The organism is Leptothoe sp. EHU-05/26/07-4, assembly GCF_043421015.1.
Taxonomy (GTDB): domain Bacteria; phylum Cyanobacteriota; class Cyanobacteriia; order Phormidesmidales; family Phormidesmidaceae; genus Leptothoe; species Leptothoe turfae.
This window is the reverse complement of the sequence record NZ_JAXSQV010000004.1, coordinates 240,925-260,121: the sequence shown is the minus strand read 5'-3', so window position 1 is coordinate 260,121 and position 19,197 is coordinate 240,925. Positions and strand designations below refer to the sequence as shown.

General features: G+C 46.2%; 17 protein-coding genes and 1 tRNA gene. 13 read left to right on the top strand and 5 right to left on the bottom strand.

The genetic code is table 11. From position 1 onward, the window contains the following. Positions 1-64: 64 nt before the first annotated feature. A complete protein-coding gene (locus U2F10_RS14245) occupies positions 65-1,444 on the top strand; it encodes a UDP-glucose dehydrogenase family protein (protein ID WP_006515775.1) in 1,380 nt (459 codons plus the stop codon). 142 nt (positions 1,445-1,586) lie between these two features. On the opposite strand, the gene U2F10_RS14240 is transcribed toward U2F10_RS14245, so the two are convergent. Next, entirely contained in the window at positions 1,587-2,048 is a 462-nt protein-coding gene (locus tag U2F10_RS14240) for a T3SS (YopN, CesT) and YbjN peptide-binding chaperone 1 (protein WP_006515776.1), read from the bottom strand. A gap of 165 nt (positions 2,049-2,213) precedes the next feature. Between U2F10_RS14240 and U2F10_RS14235 the strand changes: the two genes are divergently transcribed. From U2F10_RS14235 to msrA, 9 genes are all read left to right on the top strand, one after another. After that, positions 2,214-3,638 carry a DUF697 domain-containing protein gene (locus U2F10_RS14235; RefSeq protein WP_163661487.1) on the top strand — a complete coding sequence of 475 codons (1,425 nt, stop codon included), beginning with the start codon at positions 2,214-2,216 and terminating at the stop codon, positions 3,636-3,638. Between the two features lie 263 nt (positions 3,639-3,901). Then, complete coding sequence (thyX, locus tag U2F10_RS14230) at positions 3,902-4,624, top strand: FAD-dependent thymidylate synthase (protein WP_163661489.1); 723 nt, start codon at positions 3,902-3,904, stop codon at positions 4,622-4,624. Positions 4,625-4,796: 172 nt separating this feature from the next. Beyond that, a complete protein-coding gene (locus U2F10_RS14225; protein WP_163661491.1) occupies positions 4,797-5,180 on the top strand; it encodes a response regulator in 384 nt (127 codons plus the stop codon). Between the two features lie 212 nt (positions 5,181-5,392). Next, entirely contained in the window at positions 5,393-5,635 is a 243-nt protein-coding gene (locus U2F10_RS14220; RefSeq protein WP_163661493.1) for a hypothetical protein, read from the top strand. 583 nt (positions 5,636-6,218) lie between these two features. Continuing rightward, complete coding sequence (gene rpoD, locus U2F10_RS14215; protein WP_163661495.1) at positions 6,219-7,352, top strand: RNA polymerase sigma factor RpoD; 1,134 nt, start codon at positions 6,219-6,221, stop codon at positions 7,350-7,352. Positions 7,353-7,694: 342 nt separating this feature from the next. Further along, the gene (gene lexA / locus U2F10_RS14210; protein ID WP_006515782.1) at positions 7,695-8,300 is read left to right on the top strand and encodes a transcriptional repressor LexA; all 606 of its coding nucleotides are present in this window, start codon (positions 7,695-7,697) and stop codon (positions 8,298-8,300) included. Positions 8,301-8,445: 145 nt separating this feature from the next. Beyond that, positions 8,446-10,086 carry a DUF3352 domain-containing protein gene (locus U2F10_RS14205; protein WP_499872475.1) on the top strand — a complete coding sequence of 547 codons (1,641 nt, stop codon included), beginning with the start codon at positions 8,446-8,448 and terminating at the stop codon, positions 10,084-10,086. A 176-nt stretch (positions 10,087-10,262) separates the two neighbouring features. Continuing rightward, entirely contained in the window at positions 10,263-10,583 is a 321-nt protein-coding gene (locus U2F10_RS14200) for an STAS domain-containing protein (RefSeq protein WP_006515784.1), read from the top strand. A gap of 149 nt (positions 10,584-10,732) precedes the next feature. Next, positions 10,733-11,407: a peptide-methionine (S)-S-oxide reductase MsrA gene (msrA, locus tag U2F10_RS14195; RefSeq protein WP_163661501.1), complete on the top strand. Its 675-nt coding sequence runs from the start codon at positions 10,733-10,735 to the stop codon at positions 11,405-11,407. A 136-nt stretch (positions 11,408-11,543) separates the two neighbouring features. Here the strand turns inward: msrA and pheS are convergent, their stop codons facing one another. Continuing rightward, positions 11,544-12,536, bottom strand: coding sequence for a phenylalanine--tRNA ligase subunit alpha (gene pheS, locus U2F10_RS14190; protein ID WP_163661502.1), 993 nt, complete (start codon positions 12,534-12,536; stop codon positions 11,544-11,546). A 71-nt stretch (positions 12,537-12,607) separates the two neighbouring features. Between pheS and surE the strand changes: the two genes are divergently transcribed. Both surE and U2F10_RS14180 read left to right on the top strand, forming a co-directional pair. Continuing rightward, positions 12,608-13,441: a 5'/3'-nucleotidase SurE gene (surE, locus tag U2F10_RS14185; RefSeq protein ID WP_499872473.1), complete on the top strand. Its 834-nt coding sequence runs from the start codon at positions 12,608-12,610 to the stop codon at positions 13,439-13,441. Between the two features lie 345 nt (positions 13,442-13,786). After that, on the top strand, positions 13,787-14,668 hold the full coding sequence (locus tag U2F10_RS14180) for an MBL fold metallo-hydrolase (RefSeq protein WP_163661506.1): 882 nt from the start codon (positions 13,787-13,789) through the stop codon (positions 14,666-14,668). A gap of 253 nt (positions 14,669-14,921) precedes the next feature. Here U2F10_RS14180 and U2F10_RS14175 read toward each other — a convergent pair. The 3 genes from U2F10_RS14175 to psbZ all read right to left on the bottom strand — a co-directional run bounded on the left by U2F10_RS14175 (position 14,922) and on the right by psbZ (position 16,003). Continuing rightward, positions 14,922-14,993: transfer RNA gene (locus U2F10_RS14175), tRNA-Gly, on the bottom strand. A gap of 143 nt (positions 14,994-15,136) precedes the next feature. Further along, the gene (ribH, locus tag U2F10_RS14170; protein ID WP_163661508.1) at positions 15,137-15,676 is read right to left on the bottom strand and encodes a 6,7-dimethyl-8-ribityllumazine synthase; all 540 of its coding nucleotides are present in this window, start codon (positions 15,674-15,676) and stop codon (positions 15,137-15,139) included. Positions 15,677-15,814: 138 nt separating this feature from the next. Continuing rightward, a complete protein-coding gene (gene psbZ, locus U2F10_RS14165; RefSeq protein ID WP_006515790.1) occupies positions 15,815-16,003 on the bottom strand; it encodes a photosystem II reaction center protein PsbZ in 189 nt (62 codons plus the stop codon). Between the two features lie 277 nt (positions 16,004-16,280). Between psbZ and U2F10_RS14160 the strand changes: the two genes are divergently transcribed. Beyond that, complete coding sequence (locus U2F10_RS14160) at positions 16,281-19,022, top strand: CBS domain-containing protein (RefSeq protein ID WP_499872471.1); 2,742 nt, start codon at positions 16,281-16,283, stop codon at positions 19,020-19,022. Positions 19,023-19,197 lie beyond the last annotated feature (175 nt).

The window sequence follows — 19,197 nt, the reverse complement described above, 5'->3', positions numbered from 1 at the left end:
ACAACAGATAGCGCTGATTACGGTTAATTTCATTGGATTTATCTTTTAAGTAAGGAGTATTTATATGCGTGTTTGCGTTATTGGTACAGGCTATGTCGGCTTAGTTACAGGTGTATGCCTTTCCCACATTGGTCACGACGTTATCTGCGTTGATAACAATGAGGAAAAGGTCAAATTGATGCAGTCTGGGCAATCGCCTATTTTTGAGCCAGGACTGTCTGAGCTGATGCAATCTTCCATGGAAGCTGACCGCTTAACGTTTACCACTGACCTGGCAGCAGGCGTTTCCCATGGCGATATTCTTTTCATTGCTGTTGGTACCCCCCCTCTACCGACTGGTGAAAGTGACACTCGCTATGTTGAGGCAGTTGCCCGGGGCATTGGAGAGCACCTGAATGGTGGTTATAAAGTCATTGTCAACAAGTCCACAGTGCCCATTGGCTCTGGTGACTGGGTCCGCATGATTGTGATGGATGGTATTGCTGAGCGTAAACAAGTGCCAGTGGGTGCAGGTGCTCCTGCTGGCAAGCCTGAGGCTCCCTTGTTTGACGTTGTTAGCAATCCTGAATTTTTACGTGAAGGGTCAGCAGTCTATGACACTTTCAATCCTGACCGGATTGTTTTAGGTGGCAGCAATCCTAAGGCAATTGCCATGATGAAGGAGCTTTACGAGCCTATCGTTGAGCGTAAATTTGCCGAAGAACAAGAAGCACCTCAAGTACCTGTTTTGGTGACTGATCTCAGCTCAGCTGAAATGGTGAAGTATGCATCCAACGCATTTTTGGCCACTAAGATTAGCTTTATCAACGAAGTCGCTAACATTTGCGATCGCGTTGGTGCTGACGTAGTACAAGTTGCCCAAGGTATTGGTCTAGATTCTCGCATTGGTAGTAAGTTCCTCCAAGCTGGTATTGGCTGGGGTGGTTCTTGCTTCCCTAAAGATGTATCCGCCCTGCTGCATACCGCTGATGACTACGGCTATGAAGCCCAGCTATTGAGAGCCACCATTGATGTCAACACTCGACAGCGCCTACTCTCCCTTGAAAAATTACAGCAGATGCTGAAAATCTTAAAGGGTAAAACCGTCGGACTATTGGGTCTAACCTTTAAGCCCGACACCGATGACATGCGCGATGCACCTTCTTTAATTCTGATTGAACACCTCAATCGTTTAGGAGCCAAAGTCAAAGCCTACGATCCCATTGTTTCCCAAAGTGGCATGCGCAATGGCATGACCGGCGTGATTGTAGAAACTGACGTTGAGCGTCTAGCTGATGGCTGTGATGCGCTGGTGCTCGTAACGGATTGGCAACAGTTTAAGGATTTGGACTATGGCAAGATGGCTAGTCTAATGAATACTCCTAACCTGATTGATGGCCGGAATTTCCTTGACCGTCAAACCTTGGAAGAGGCTGGCTTTACCTATTCTGGTGTTGGTCACTAATTTTCCTTTAGAGGGAAATTACACTCCCTCTAATTAATTAATAATTTTCTAAAGGGGCGCTATCTAATAGATAACGCCCCTTTAAATTAGGCAATGTTTATTTATTTTTAATTGAACGCGGATATACGTTGACACACAGCGACTAATTTCTAACATCAGGGGAAGCCCAGCGATCAAGCGCCCGCTTACCGCCCCAACGGGCAACAATTTCATCATCATAATCATCGGCAAGTCGCACTACTGTGGTCACCGAATGTTTGAGTTCAATGCGATCGCAAGTAGACCCCACTAAACTGTGCTCAAATACGATATCGTCTTCACTATCCAAAGCAAAACGTCCAAACAAGATATTGTCATTAGCCCGTAGTAGATAGTACGTAAGCTCTGAAGTAGCATCTACATCAGTAACTACATAAGATCGTGTAGTAATCAACGCTTCACTTTCTCCCCAGGGAACTACACGGGTAGAAGCTACCGCTGAGCCAATAGTAATAATAAAAAGAGGTTCATCTTCGAAAGCTACCGTCGCTTCCCCAAATAACTCATCCATCCAGGGGGCAATGCGTTCGTAGCAAGTTTTCTGAGCTGAACTTTGAAAATCCATGAAGCGGCAGCAAGATTGACGACTGGTGGAGATATCTCCCGATATCCAAGCAACATTCTCTCACCTATGTTTTACAGGTGCTCAAAAGTTTCTTGATGATGTTACGGCAATGAAGGCAGTATTAAACTTATAAAGCTTTCCACACTCACAAAAAGCATCCCGACATTGACTAATTTGTCTGATTCTTCGTTAGAGCCATCGCCAGATAACCTGCCAGAGTTTGATCAACTCGCAGCCGATCTCTACTACGGGCAGGCACAGGCCAGCTTAAAACAAGTCATTGACAGTCTAGATTTAACCCCTCGAGAACGCGAGGGTCTGCAGCCTGAAATCAATAACTTGCTTGGCTTGCAACACAAGTTAGAGCAAGGCTCTCTGCATATTGCAGCCTTTGGTATGGTGGGCAGGGGAAAATCCTCATTGCTCAATGCATTAATTGGGCAGTCTATTTTTATTACGGGACCACTGCACGGGGTAACCCAGGATGTAGCCAGTGTAGATTGGCAGTCGGTCTCTAAAGATAGCTCGATTCACCGGGTGTCTGTAGGTGACAAAGCAGGTAACACTGGAGCGTCCGTCGAACTCATTGATACACCAGGAATTGATGAAGTTGGCGGTGAACAACGTCAGCTACTAGCCGAGCGCGTAGCCCAGCAGAGCGATCTAATTCTATTTGTAATATCAGCCGATCTGACTCAAGTGGAATACGACGCGTTGGGATGGTTACGCCATGCAGGCAAACCAATTTTGCTAGTTTTCAATAAAGCTGATCAGTACTCGTTAGAGGAACAGACATTACTGCTCAAGAAAATTCAACAACGGGTTACCCCCTTAAGCATATTGACTGAAGACATTGTGTTGGCAGCTGCAGCCCCACTAACCACAACAGTAGTGCAAGACCCGAAAGGTGTGCGGCGGCGGCAGAACACCCGAGGCACCCCCGATATTCAGACTCTGAGGCTCAAAATATTAGATGTACTCGAACAAGAGGGTAAAGCCTTAATTGCTCTCAACACGCTCTTATATGCAGATGACGTACAGGCGAAGTTAGTTGCACGTAAGCTAGAAATTCGTCAGCGCCGAGCTAATGACCTGATCTGGCAAACCGCCCTGACTAAAGCCGTGGCAGTAGCCGTAAATCCAGTGTTACTCGCCGATATGGTTGGCGGCATCACAGTAGATGTAGGTCTTGTAGTGGGCTTATCTAAACTTTATGGGTTACCCATGACCCAACAAGAGTCTTTGAAACTTTTGCGGACAATTGCCCTATCCACCGGCAGTCTCTCCGCCAGCGAACTGCTGATTACCTTAGGGCTAAGCTCTCTGAAAAGTATTTTAGGAGCAGCCGGTTTAGCAACGGGAGGATTAAGCGTAGCCCCCTACTTCTCAGTAGCCCTAACCCAAGCAGCTGTAGCAGGTGTTGCCACCTATGCCATCGGCCAAGTTACACGTACATATTTGATAAATGGCGCAAGTTGGGGCGAGCAAGGCCCTAAGGCAACCATTACCAAAATTGTGAATAACTTAGATGAAACATCCATAATGGCTCGCCTCAAACATGAACTCAAGCAAAAACTTAATCGGACGTAGTTTGCTTGAATCATATGTCGCTATCCTAACAATGAGAAGCTTCAAGGCTATAGATCTCAGTCTAAAATTTATCGCTGCCCAAAGGACTTCGTTAGTTAGTTTTAGGAAACTACATGTTCTGAAAGGCTGGCTTGAGCTGTTGCTTCTCTGCCGATAGACTATATCGGTCGACTATCCATCAGTGAGTTCGTTGCTGACATTTAGTCGTCCCTAAACACGTGAATTCATTCGCTGTCTAATAGTATTCCTTTTTACAATTGCCCATGCATCGGTTTACCGTCGAAGTTATTTCCCAAACACCTAACCCACAGCAAACCATTTACGCTGCGATGCACCAAGACTATGCTGAGGGTTTTGTTTGGAACGATCGCCAAAACTGGCCTTCTGAAGAGAAATGTGGTGACCTAATCATTCGAAATTTACTAAGAGGCGGACGGGGACACTATGGCCCCCTAGAACACCCTCAAATCATCTTGAACTGTGGCTGGTTCCCGCATTCCACCATGCAACAAGTGCGCACCCATCGAGTCGGGGTTTCCTTCGATGTTCAGTCTTTTCGCTATACAGGCTCCCGCATTTTAGATGTTATAGCCGGGAAACAGGATGTGGAAGATGTTTTTTATTTGCGTCCTGTTGGTGACTATAGCGACCGACAAGGCAAACACTACGCCTATACTGAGGAGCTTCGTCAGCAGGATATCGCCTGGTGTTTAGAAGCCTGTGAGCGCTACAAAACTCGCATTGGGCAAGGTTTTTCTGAAGAGCATGCGAGAGGCCTGATTCCCTTTGACGTACGGCAGCATTGGGTGATGTCGGCTAATGTCCGATCGCTCATGCATTTGTTAGATCTCCGCTGGAAAGCAGATGCCCAACTAGAGGCACAAAAGCTTTGTGAAGTTATTTGGCCACACTTTCAGAGCTGGGTACCTGCGATCGCAACTTGGTACGAAACAACTCGACTTAAGAAAGCACGTCTTGCGCCTTAAGGATTATTGCCATTTTCACAGGTTAATCTTGCAATTCATTAACTTGAATGTACTAGTTCTCAACTTTGATAACCCACCCTAAGAAGCCTTTCGATACCTTTCATGGGGCTGTGTTTTTTAGACATTCCCCATAGACTTAGGGTGCTGAAATAGGCCTTATGGGTAATGGCATATGGACAGCTCTAGCGGTTACATCTTATTGCTGGACCAGTACTGTGGAACAGAACTGGTCGTCCAATCACTCTCAAACCAGGTTGAGGGCTCCGTATTTGTAGCCCATTCAGCCGATCAAGCTGTTGCCCGTATCGAAGAAAGCATTCCTTATTTAGTCATCCTCTCTGGCACTCAAAAGCACTGGTCATCAGCCTTTGTAGATCGACTAAGAGAAACTGTAAAACCCTTAGGAACAACTATCGTAGCCCTGACCAAATCCCATGAGCCAAGCTGGCCTGTGCAAGAAGAGCATCCAGGGGTTGATGGATTTCTAGTTGAACCAATTAGTAAAGATGTGCTGCATTTACTAGTGAAGTCAGCTGTAGCAAAAGCCATCTTATAGATATTTAGATATACAGATAGATTACAGCTTACTGTAGGCAACTACCCTGGTGTCAGGGTAGGCAAGCATATTTATGACCTCAGTGCCATAGGTAATATTAAGCGGCTTGTCCTGCTACAAGAGTTTCCTAATCTAGAGTTGAAAGACTAAAGCAGTTTAGCGGCTTAACAAGAAATATCCTGCGCCACTGTATATTCTGCGACACTGTATCTGTGACATCTAAATCATTTAAGTCCCAGCAAATCAGACGATTCAAGTTTTGGCGCAACCAGCGCTTGCGGGATGGCATGCAATATCAATACGCTCTTTTCCAACGAATACATACAGCAGACTACAAACAGCGCCATCAGGTTTATCAACAGGCCAGCCAGCTAGCGCAACAAGGGGCTGACATACTGGTAACCTACGAAGATCAGGCATGTCACCTTTGGTTAAATCTTAAACACAAAGCATAAACCACATAGCCTTGATCCTGCACACCCTTAGCCCAAATTAATTCAAACAATTACGCCATCAAACTAGCTCCACAACCGCTCTATAAATCAAAAGCACAAAAGTTTTATATTTTATTTAGTTTTTGATAGGCAAAATTAATGTGTGCATTGATACAGTCTGAAACCCGTTGAAAATAAAGGGATTGAGTCCAGAGTTGTTCATAAAAAACCATGGATTGATGACAACTTGCTCAAATTCCTCTGGGCGTTTTGTTGAAAGCGTGTTACTACTGTAGAAACACGGACAGCTTCAGCAGTTGGTCCTGAGTTTTTACATTGGTAGTGAAATTTCAAGCTTTGCTGACTATGGAATCCCTATTCAAAGTGTTAGCGAATGTTTACCGTTGTAAACTATGGACCTTTATGCTAGGCAGCTCGTTCACCATATCAGATAAGTATTTCACTAATTAATAAACTTCAAGGGGTCCATCGAGTTGCCTTAGCACTTTTAATGTTGAGTCTCTAGTATGGACCTGCTAGGTTTGGTGATCTTCTGTTTTGATATTTTGATCTGTTGCATTTGAAGGAATACGAGGAAAGCGGCATGACCCAAGCTAATACTGTTCTTGAGGACTTGAGGCCCAGAAATGAACTGGATTCGCTAATCGATCCTGAGGCTGGGAAAACTTTTTCAAGTTCCGAGGAAGATATCCAGGGTGCTAAGGCTGCTAAAGGTACAACTCGGCGTCGTAGTTCATCATCATCATCATCAGCTCAGTCGAAGAAAAAACACTACACCGAAGACTCTATTCGACTTTACCTACAAGAAATTGGACGCATTCGTCTACTAAGGGCAGAAGAAGAGATTGAATTAGCTCGTAAGATTGCTGATTTGCTAGAACTTGAACGAATTCGCGATGATTTGTCCGATGGAATGGATCACGAGCCCGATGATGCTGATTGGGCAGCGGCTGTTGATATGCCTTTACCGGCCTTTCGTCGTCGTCTTCACCTTGGACGCCGTGCCAAGGATAAGATGGTGCAGTCTAACTTACGATTGGTGGTTTCCATCGCCAAGAAGTACATGAACCGTGGTCTATCTTTTCAGGACCTGATTCAAGAGGGCAGCTTGGGTTTGATTCGTGCTGCTGAGAAATTCGACCACGAAAAAGGTTATAAGTTTTCAACTTACGCAACTTGGTGGATTCGTCAGGCTATTACCCGTGCGATTGCTGACCAATCCCGTACTATCCGGCTGCCTGTCCACCTGTACGAAACTATTTCTCGTATCAAGAAAACCACCAAACTTTTATCTCAAGAGCTAGGTCGTAAGCCTACCGAGGAAGAAATTGCTACTCGGATGGAAATGACCATCGAGAAACTACGCTTTATTGCTAAATCTGCTCAGTTGCCCATTTCTTTGGAAACGCCCATTGGTAAAGAGGAAGATTCGCGTCTAGGTGACTTTATTGAATCAGACGGTGAAACTCCTGAGGACGAAGTATCCAAGAGCCTTTTACGCGAAGATTTGGAAGGCGTCTTAAGTACGTTGAGTCCCCGCGAGCGCGATGTGCTGCGTCTACGTTACGGTTTGGATGATGGTCGTATGAAGACGTTGGAGGAAATCGGCCAAATCTTCAATGTGACTCGTGAGCGTATTCGTCAGATTGAGGCTAAGGCCCTTCGTAAGCTGCGTCATCCTAACCGCAACAGTGTTCTGAAAGAGTACATCCGCTAAGGATTTACTGTAGCAAGCACATATTCATTAGTTCAGGCTTGAAGGAATCCTTCAGGCCTGTTTCTTATGCTTGGGTCGACAGACATTGAGCGTAGCCGCCGAGTCTCAGTATTATTTTTGCCGTTGCTGAACCTCGGGGGGATTTAATCTGGGAAATACTGATGTAGGGCAATCCTGCCAGATCGATTCATCTCCTAAATCAGCAACGGCTTATTTTTATGGGGTGATTAGAGCATCCTGTTACCTGTTTCAAAACCAAGTGGACAAAAAGACAGTTTTGTTGGTACTGTTGTTCTTATAGGGGTACGCTTGTTCCCTTATGGTTCGTCCTGTGAGTAACCCATGGAACCTCTTACTAACGCTCAAGAGGAGCTGTATAACTGGTTGGCTGATTACATTCGTGAGCATCAGCATTCTCCCTCCATTCGTCAAATGATGAGGGCTATGGGGCTAAAGTCCCCAGCTCCTATTCAAAGCCGTCTCGATCACCTCAGAAAGAAAGGCTACATTGACTGGAATGAGGGTAAAGCTAGAACAATTCGGATCTTGCAGGGTGGGGGAGTCCCTGTGAAAGGCACCATTGCTGCGGGCTCTATGGTTGAAGTTTTTGCAGATGTTGCTGAAGAACACCTTGATCTCTCCTCATTACCTATTAAGTCGCGTGATTACGCTTTGCGCGTGCGAGGCGATAGCATGATCGACGCACTCATTGATAACGGCGATTTTGTCATCATGCGTCCAGTGGAAGATCCCAACAGCATTCGTGATGGCACCATTGTGGCTGCCCGGGTAGAAAGCGCTACCACCCTTAAGTATTTGTATCGTCAGGGTGATGATGTAGTGCTTAAACCTGCCAATTCTAACTATGAGCCTATGGTTTATCCAGCTCAAGAAGTTGATATTCAAGGTCGCTTATTAGCTGTTTGGCGTAGCCAAGATTTGATTTAATCTCAACTTTAGGGTCACTGATAGCTGGTTTATGGAAGCTACTGCCACGTTTCAATGCCTAAGCATTAAAACGTTAATTGTTCGCTCAGTTCCAGGGTCGTTGCTCTACTAAACTAGAGTCGCACAGGATTGAGCAAGACTATCTATGGTGAATTTGTCGGGGATACCTTGGCGGCGTTGGCAATTAATAGTAATTGCGATCGCACTATTATGCCTTAGCCTTGGTATCAACAGCTGCAGCCAGCTATCCTCAGATGCAAATCAACCGTCCCATCTTTCAAGCAGTGAAACTTTAGCGTTTGTTTCAAAGCATGCACTGTTAACAGCGGTAGTGAGTACTGATGTTAAACCTGGCAAAGATTGGGAGAAATCTGACGTTTTCAAGGCTTTATCACAGGCTAGGGACCAACTAATAGCTTCCTTTGATTTTAATCTCGATGAAGATGTTCGTCCCTGGCTAGGGCAAGATATTGCCTTTGCGATCACGAATAAGGATCTTGATCAAGATAATAGTAATGGTCGCCAGGTTGGATACCTTTTGGTGGTTGATGCAGACGATGGTGATCGACTACGTGAATTCTTAGAGCTGTTTTGGCAGCGACAAACTATTGCGGGCACTAAACCTGTTTTCACCCAGACCAGTGGAGTGCCCATCATTACTGGTCAGCTAGCCAAAACACAGCAGCAGATAGCCACCGCAGTTATCAGTGGGAGTAGGTTGCTGGTTGCCAATGATATAAAAGTTTTACAGCAGAGCCTGCGTGTTGCCCAGACGCCTACTTTGCAGCTCTCACAATCCGAATGCTGCACACCAGTCTGGCTAAGTTTACGCATTCCAGACCTTGTTGATTGGCTAGGGTTAGCCACGCCAACAGAGCCACGATTTATGTCGGCACTTCAATGGCAGCAGCTAACTGCAACAGCGACATTTCATCAACAGCAACTAGTAATCAGCAGTCAATTACAGACTCTGAATAATAGGGCATTTTTAGATAAATCAGCCGCTAAATCAACAGACCAGAGTTCTAAATTAAAGGCCACTACCAATATCTCCGACAAGTATTTACCCGCATCACTGGCTTGGGGAGCAACAGGGCACGATCTACGACCTTTATGGCTGGCAGTACAAAGTGAACTGAGCCATTATCAGCAGCTACCGGCTCCATTCCAACTGGCACAGGAACAACTGTCCACCCAGTTAGCCCAGACACTCTTACAACCGCTTGCTCAGCTTCTAGCTAGCCACTATGCAATTGGTCAATTAAACGATGGCTCGTGGTTAATGGCTGTGGAGGATCCTGCCCCAAGGTTAATCAGTCAGCTGGATGCAATTGCAACGGACCAAGGGTTAACAGTCAGTCAGTTCACCCTAGGTAATCAAGCTGTCACAGCATGGAGTCGCTTAAAAACTCGGGTAGCAAACAGCCGTAATCGAGAAACTACGGTTGAAACCGACCTTTTAGCCCTCCATACTAATGTGGATGCACACACTATTTTTTCGACGTCCATTGATGGTTTAACTGCCGCTTTAGAAGCTCCAGACAACCGACTGTCAGATACACAAAGGTTCCAACACACTATGCCATCAATGGCTATCCTTGACCAAGGATATTTATATGGAACTTGGAACGAACTGGAACGTCTTCTAGCTAGTAATCGTTGGTTTTCCTTGATAGAACCCATTTTACAGCCATGGAATCAGTCAATTGATGCGATCGCAATCACTGGCAATCAACCAACAGTTAATCAATCAGCCGGAAAAATCTCAATTCTGTTGAAGGATTAAGTGTTCTAAACTGCAACCATGGCTATCTAAAACTGACAGCCTAATGTACAAGGGGACGAACACTTCTCTATTGCTTCAGTTCAACAGCTCCCAATGGCGAACTAAGCAAAAGTGCAAGTTTTGAACATCTGTAAAGCTAAACTATAGTTTATTGATATTAAGCCATGACAATCTCTATGGACTTAGGTGTTCATGTAATTGAGCCGAGCGGTATCTTAGACGGAACTCAAACTTCGGCATTTCGCCAGCAAGTTGATGAAGCTCTAGAAAAAGGTGCCAAAGTATTGCTAATTGACCTGAAAGACATCACTTTTGTAGACAGTTCAGGTCTGGGCGTTTTAGTCGCCTGTTTGAAAAATGCACGTACAGCTGGGTGCAACATGTACGTTTGTTCTATCAACGATCAAATCCGCATGCTGTTTGAACTAACCAGCATGGATAGGGTCTTTGAAATTTTTGAGGACCGAGCAGCGTTTAAGGCAGGTGTTCTCAAATAGTCTTGATACAACATTCAGTTGCTTCAGTACTGGTAGCCCCTTGCTCTGTCAGGGGGCTATTGCTTTTATAAATGCGAAGTAAGTACTCACCACTCTGGGCTAGATTGAGTAGACTAAGACATAGGCGTTCTTAAATCTATTGCAAATCTATGGTGTTTTTTGGACTTGGTAGCTTAGGCAAAAAAGGCACAATGCCGTCTACTAATGAAGCATTGCCAGGTCGTTCTGATAAGATGCCTGTCCCTAAGCAGCATTACGTTAACCACAATCCTTTACAGCCACCGTTTCCCGATGGCATGCAGACAGCAATGTTTGGTCTGGGTTGTTTCTGGGGAGCTGAACGCCGCTTTTGGCAACAAGAAGGCGTATTTTCAACATCCGTAGGCTATAGCGCAGGTTACACCCCTAACCCCACCTATCGAGAAGTTTGTTCCGGGATGACCGGACATAACGAAGTTGTGTTGGTGGTGTTTGATGCCAACGTGATTAGCTACGAGCAACTGCTAAAAGTATTTTGGGAAAGCCATAACCCTACTCAAGGTATGCGCCAGGGTAACGATGTAGGAACCCAGTACCGGTCTGGAATTTATACCTACTCTCCTGAGCAAAAAGCCGCTGCTGAGAAGTCCTTAGCCATGTATCAAGAGGCACTGACCCAGGCTGGTCATGGCACCATCACAACCGAGATTTTGGATGCACCTGAATTCTACTATGCTGAAGATTATCATCAGCAGTATCTAGCGAAGAATCCTGGTGGTTACTGTGGTCTTGGTGGCACCAATGTGGCTTGCCCCATTGGTATTGGTGTGGCATCCGATAGTTAATCAACGGTTTCATCCACAACAGATAGCTAAAGTAATCCCCTCTGTCAAATGGATGTTCCATAGGGGGGTTAGCTTGTGACTAAAGCTGTCCCTGTTTCCCAACAAACAACGAACGGTCATCAAGCTTCACTCAAACCTAAAACTGCTTGAGAAAGCGTAGATCGCTGGCATACAACCGACGAATATCATCAATCTGGCTTTGTACCATCGCCAGGCGTTCAACCCCCAGGCCAGCTGCAAAGCCGCTGTAAACCTCAGGATCATAGCCAACAGCCTTAAGCACATTGGGGTCAATCATGCCGCACCCAAGCACTTCTAACCACTTGCCTTTCCATTTCACATCCACTTCGGCTGAGGGCTCAGTAAATGGGAAATAGCTGGGCCGTAATCTGACCTCAATCTCACCAAATAAAGCCTCTAAAAAGAGTTGGATAGTGCCACGTAAATCAGCAAATGTGATGTTTTTATCAACAGCAAAAAATTCTATTTGATGGAACACTGCCGCATGAGTTGCATCAACTGTATCGCGACGATAGCAGCGCCCCATAGCCAAGGCCCGCAACGGCGGCTCATGATTTTCCATGTACCGGATTTGGGTATTGGACGTATGGGTACGCATCATCTTGCCGTTGGGCAAATAGAGGGTATCCTGCATATCCCGAGCAGGGTGATCAGGTAAGAAATTAAGGGCTTCAAAGTTGTAATAATCCTCTTCGATTTCAGGTCCACTGGCCACCGTATACCCAAGGCCCACAAAAATATCGGTAATCTGGTCAATAATGCTGTTGATAGGGTGAACCCTTCCCTGGGGTAAGTATGTTCCAGGCATTGACACGTCTAAGGTTTCAGCCTCTAGCTGCGCTTGGATTTTGGCATCTTGCAAAGCGGTTTTACGCTCGTCAATGCTAGTTTGCAGCACTGTCTTGACCTGATTAGCCAAGGCCCCTATGCGAGGGCGATCTTCGGCAGAGAGTTTGCCCATACCGCCTAAGATTTTGGAAAGCTTACCTTTTTTGCCCAAATAGCTCACCCGAAACTGGTCGAGTTCGTCGAGGTTACTTAAGGTTGCGATCGCATCGCTGGCTTCTTGCTGTAATGTACTCAGTTGCTGCTCTAGGTCGGTGGTCATACTGGCCAAAAAGTTGAAACGGGAGGGTCACAAAAGACAACCTTTAGTCTACACCTAAGCTTTGATTCCCTATGAAACTATTAATCAGCAACGATGACGGTATTTTCGCCACTGGCATTCGTACCCTCGCCAATACCCTGGCATCCAAAGGTCATGACGTGACCGTAGTTTGTCCCGACCGTGAAAGATCTGCCACAGGTCACGGCATTACGATGCACCGCCCGATTCGAGCCGAACAGGTCTCCTCTGTTTACCATGAAAGCATTCAGGCATGGGCCTGTTCAGGTACCCCAGCCGATTGTGTAAAACTTGCCCTCGACGCCCTGTTAGACACAGCACCTGATTGCGTACTTTCAGGCATTAATCACGGAGCCAATTTAGGTAATGACGTCCTCTACTCAGGCACCGTATCAGCAGCCATGGAAGGCTTGCTAGAAGGCATCCCTAGTGTAGCCCTTAGCTTAGCCAGTTTTCATTATTCAGATTTTCAACCTGCAGCAGATTATGCCTGCCAGTTAGTGCAAACGCTGACACAGCTCGATCAGCCATTACTCCTCAACCTCAATATTCCACCGATAACGAAATCCAAAATACAGGGAATAACGGTAACCCGCCTAGGGATACGTCGATACCGAGATCTTTTTGAGAAACGCATTGATCCCCGTGGAAAAACCTATTACTGGCTGGCAGGAGAAGTCTTAGAAGAAAGCGACAGCGAACTATCCCATGGCTTACCCAATAGTTTGAATCAGGCGCAGACTATTGACTTTATGAATCGGTTTACCACCGACGTAAAAGCGATTAAAGCTGGCTATATTACAGTCACACCTCTACACTACGACCTCACAGCTTATAGTGACTTAGCGAGCCTACAAAGCCATTTACCTCAGCTGCTGCCTTGCTAGCAAGAAGAGGCATGCCTTGCGCCTACTTTCGATAAAGCTTTGGGCAAACTGGCTGTAAGCAAGATGGCCTAACCTGAAAATGCTTATTCAAACGCCTAACCATGCGATGAAGTCAGCTCGGATGTAAAAATCTTAACGATGGCCAATGTGCGCACTATGGCTTGATCTATAAAGACAGTCTGGGTTTACAAGCAATTTGTATGGATCACTGGGTAAGATTACTCCTGATTACCATATATTTCTCTAGAAAAAAGGGGGATACGCTACGCTAATGGGTTTAACCACTCTCGTCAATAGCCATTCAGCAAGATTCGCGTCCCTCATTAACGTCATTATTAGCCACTGATGTCCGACTCGAATGCTCAATTTACGATTCACTTTTGGGGAGTACGAGGCAGTATCCCCTGTCCTGGTGCAGAAACAGTTCGCTACGGCGGCAATACTTCCTGTATCGAAATGCGAGTTAATGGTGAGCATTTGATTTTTGACGGCGGGACAGGCTTGCGCGAACTGGGACAGCATTTACTGAATGAAGGCACGCCCATACGGGCCAGTATGTTTTTCACCCATTCCCATTGGGATCACATCCAAGGATTTCCATTTTTTGTGCCTGCTTTTTTACCCAGCAATCAGTTTGAGGTATACGGCGTAATTTCCCCAAACGGAGCCACCATCGAACAGCGTCTTAACGATCAGATGCTGCATCCTAATTTCCCGGTACCATTGCAGATTATGCAGGCCCAGCTAAAGTTCTGTGACCTGTCCGTTGGTGAAACAGTCGCCATTGGAGACATCAATGTAACCAATGCTTTACTCAATCATCCAGGTGAAGCAGTGGGTTATCGCGTGGAGTGGAATGGCCTCGCAGCCGCCTACGTGACTGATACGGAGCATTTTCCTGAAAGACTGGATGAAAACGTCTTATATCTAGCGCAAAATGCAGATGTGATGATTTATGACTGTACCTACACCGATGCAGAATATCACTCTGAAACTAGCAGTAAAGTTGGCTGGGGACATTCCACCTGGCAAGAAGCAGTGAAATTGGCAAAGGCTGCCAACGTGAAAAAACTAGTGGTCTTCCATCATGATCCACTTCATGATGATGACTTTATGGACGATATTGGTCGCAAGACTGCTGCTGCGTTTCCCAATAGCATTGTGGCTCGCGAGGGCATGATTCTAGATCTCGCCGAATTGAAAGCGCTCGAATTAGCTCAACGCTAAGCTGACGGACGACTCTAAACATGTAGACTTGACGCAGCCACATTGACCAGATGCACTGTCAGTAGGTACAAGTTAAAAGCCTGGGAGTCTGATGATGCAGAGGCAAAAACGCTTAAACTATGCATCTGAATAAATTTATTCAGATAGCCTAATCACCTAAATACACCTTGTCTAGACATAACCTTGATAGCAATCAAATCTGTAAAGCAGATTACAAAGCCGTCGACTAGACTCACTTATAGTCTATTTTGGAAGCGGGTGACGCGATTCGAACGCGCGACATTCACCTTGGCAAGGTGACGCTCTACCACTGAGCTACACCCGCATTTGCCTTGTTTTGACCTTATCAAGGATGCCACAGAAAGTTTTTCCTTGTCAAACAAATTCTAAAAAAACTTTCTGGAGTGGGTTTTAAGAACTTGAGAGTTCCGAATTCAAGGTACCCCCAAGTCGCCGACGCCCTAACCATCAGACCTCTGCAGATTTGGGCAATTGAGGCATCACACTGGACATCTCCAGAGCATTAACTGGTTTAGGTAACTGAGACATTAGACTAGCCATCTCTAAGGCACTCATGGCGTAATTCCAACCTAAGTTGCTTTTGATGCCTGCTCGTTCTAACGCCTGTTGCATAGAGTCGGTGGTTAAAATACCAAACACCACTGGAACGCCAGTTTGAAACCCTGCTGCTGCAATACCTTTAGAAACTTCAGCCGCAACATAGTCAAAGTGAGGGGTTTGACCACGAATGACGGCCCCTAAACAAATGATGGCATCGTATTGTCCACTGAGAGCCAGCTGTCGGGCCACTAAAGCCACTTCAAAGCTACCAGGGACCCAGGCGTAGTCTACTTGGTTACCATTGGGGTCTACATTTACACCATGGCGCTTTAAGCAATCCTGGCATCCCTCTAGCAATTTGTTAGTAACCAAATCATTGAATCGACCAATTACGATTGCAAATTTAGCAGCGCTGGCACGGTCGAAACTTCCTTCAAAAACAGCCATGGAGTTCTCTACTTTTTCAAAAAAATAAGGTGGTAGGTCTCAATGACCTTACCACCCGACAGCAAATATTTTTCACCAGTAAAACACTCAGCAATGACAGCTGCTTAAGTGCCCAAAACTAGGTTTCGAAATAATGGCTTACACCACAAAATAATTCAGACTACCTACTACAATTACCAGGACTGCCCAGATAATAGAGCCAAGGAATATCAATCGCTTGGATTGATCCCAGTTTTGGGGTGAAGCATAGGCCACGGGAACCCCAATAACCATAACGAAAGACCAAACTACCAGAACAAACAGAAACAGTTGAAACAGGATAGACATAACGCGCCACTCTCAAGACAGCAAAAAATCTGATTCACCGTGCCCAGTCGGAAAACTGCCATATTAACCGAATAGAATTTCGCCTCTAAAGCTGGGCAAGCATCTTAATCTATCGATGGTGATACAGTATGGAGCACTGATTGCTCTGCTTAGTAAGCTATCAAATATTAGGTACTTAAAGAAAGCGTTTTATTTGAATCCCTTGGGATTAATTTTTCTGAACTAATATTTGCAGATTGCCATCGACAAGTCAGTTGCTTGGGCTGATGGATCTCCTATGGACTTAATTCTTTGCCATACCACTGCAGATTTTGACACGTTGGGAGCAGCGGTTGGCTTGGCTTGCCTGAATCCGGGCAGTCGGATTGTACTGACCGGTGGGGCTCATCCAGCCGTCAAATCCTTTTTAGCCCTGCATCGGGATGAGTATCCCCTGATTGAACGACGGGCGGTGACGACGTCTATGATTCGTTCAATTACGTTGGTAGACACTCACCAACGTCATCGGGTAGGAACCGCCGCCGCTTGGATTGAACATGCGATCGCAACCCAGCTACCCATCACAATTTATGACCACCATACGGAGTCTTCTCCTGATATGCCTGGCAAAACCCATATTGAGGCGGTAGGAGCCACTACCACCCTTGTGGTGGAAGCCTTACAACAGTCTGACAGACAGATTTCCTCTACCCAAGCCACAGTCATGGCCCTCGGTATCCATGTCGACACGGGTTCATTGACATTCGCCCAGGCCACAGCTCGAGACGCCTATGCCCTGGCCTGGTTAATGGAACAAGGGGCAAATCAGCAAACCATTGCTGAAGCAGTGGAACCCGGTTTATCAACCACCCTCCAAAATTTGCTGAGCACAGCCCTGGACACCACAAAAATTCAGCAAATCGAAGGCTACACCATAGGCACTATCTATCTAAAAACAGACAATTTTGTACCTGGGCTCTCAGGGTTGGCCAGTCATTTAATAGCTCTATTAGGTTTGGATAGTTTACTGCTAGGGAGTGTTTACACATCTAAGGCCAAACCTCGGCTGACATTAATTGGCCGTACCCGCCCTCAAACCGGCATGAACTGTCGGGCATTGCTCCAACCCCATGGTGGCGGAGGTCATGTCTGTGCGGCATCGGCGAATCTCACTTCCGATGAACCTGAAACCATTTTCCATCAACTCTGTGATGCTGTTGTCCAATCCCACACCCAATCAGTCACAGCTCAGGATGTTATGTCTTCGCCAGTACGGACTATCCGACCAACAACTACGGTAGCGGATGCACAGCGCATTTTACTGCGCTATGGCCACGCCGGTCTGTGTGTGGCTGACGACATCGGGAAACTACAGGGAATTATTTCTCGGCGAGACATTGACTTAGCGCTACACCATGGTTTTAGTCATGCTCCGGTAAAAGGGTATATGACCCTCAACTTGAAGACCATCACGCCTTATACCCCCCTGAGCAAGATTCAGGCCTTGATGGTCACCTATGACGTGGGTAGATTGCCCGTACTGGATGGAAATGAGCTGGTGGGTATTGTCACCCGCACTGACGTTTTACGACAGATGTACCCACCTCAAGCGGTGGATGACGATGCCCTCACACCGCTCAAAACCAATGTATATGAAAGATTACAAACGTCATTGCAAGCCTATCCCACAGCTTTAGAGTCCAAAGAGCTATGGACGTTGTTAACTCACATTGCCCTAGCGGCCCAGGAACAGGGGTGGCATCTCTATTTGGTGGGTGGAGCTGTACGGGATTTATTATTGGCTCCTATCGATCAAATGGTGCCCCTCAAAGACATTGACTTGGTGGTAGATAGCTTTCGATCTCCTGTTGTAGAAGGGGCCGGCATCGTTTTGGCCCAGCAGCTACAACAGCAGTACCCAGATGCTGAACTCCAGATCCATGGAGAGTTTCAAACTGCCGCTTTAATCTGGCGGACACGGGCTGGCCATGCTCCGTTGATGATTGATATTGCCACCGCCCGCACCGAGTTTTATCCCTATCCCGCTGCCAATCCAGAGGTTGAACCCAGCTCAATTCGCCAAGATCTCTATCGGCGTGACTTTACCATCAACGCCATGGCCATTCGTCTGACATCGCCTCAGCCAGGGTTGCTGCTAGACTTTTTTGGAGGCTATTTGGATATCCAGCAGCGCCAGGTGCGGGTACTCCATGCCAATAGCTTTATCGAGGACCCTACTCGCATTTTTCGAGCTGTACGTTTTGCCGTGCGTTTAGGCTTCGGCCTCGACTCTCAAACTGAAACTTTTATCCGTTATGCGGTAGATAGCGGCATCTATGCGGACCTGCAGGCACAGCAAACAAAGAAACGAATGCCAGCCCTGCAAACACGACTTAAAGCTGAGCTGACCTATATTTTCCAGGCCGATTACTGGGCTCAGTCCCTAGGATTATTGGATAAGCTCGGTGCTTTAAGCTGCCTGCATCCATCTTTGACCATTGATGCAGACCTATGGCGGCAAATGCATCGGGCCGGTCGTTGGCGACAGCGATTTATCGATGAAGTGGGCAAAGATATTGGTGTGGAAGCCTGGCTCATTAGGCTTGAGGTTTTGCTGGCAAGGGTGGAGGTGCGATCGCAAATAGCAACCAACTTACAGTTACCCCTCGGCTCAATTCAGCGATTACAACAGCTAGCACAGGTTGAAAATCAATTGTTAGAACAATTTCAGCACGCTGATCAGCCCCAGCCTAGCTTTATCTATCAGACCTTAGCCCCCCACGACCTGCCTAGCCTATTGCTGATTAGCGTACGCCATCCTCGATCAATTGGCACTTACATTTGGTATTACATCAGCCATCTGATTCACATCTGCCCTCCCATTGATGGACATCACCTTAAACAGTTGGGTTACATTCCTGGCCCTCTATATCGTCAAATATTGACTGCTCTAACCCATGCAACCCTAGATGGAGAGATCAATTCCATAGCTTCAGCTGAAACCTACCTGCATCATCACTATCCCCTTGAAGTTAAGTAGCAAACAGACGTTAAGTAGCAAACAATTTAAATTGGTCGAAATCCTCTAACACGAGTTCATATAGCCATAAAGGATAAAAGTTACTTAGCTAATACCATTGCCATTTCTCCACTGCTATCGATAAAGTTGGAAATTGAGGAAATATTAAATCCCATCCGCACTTAACTCACCTGGC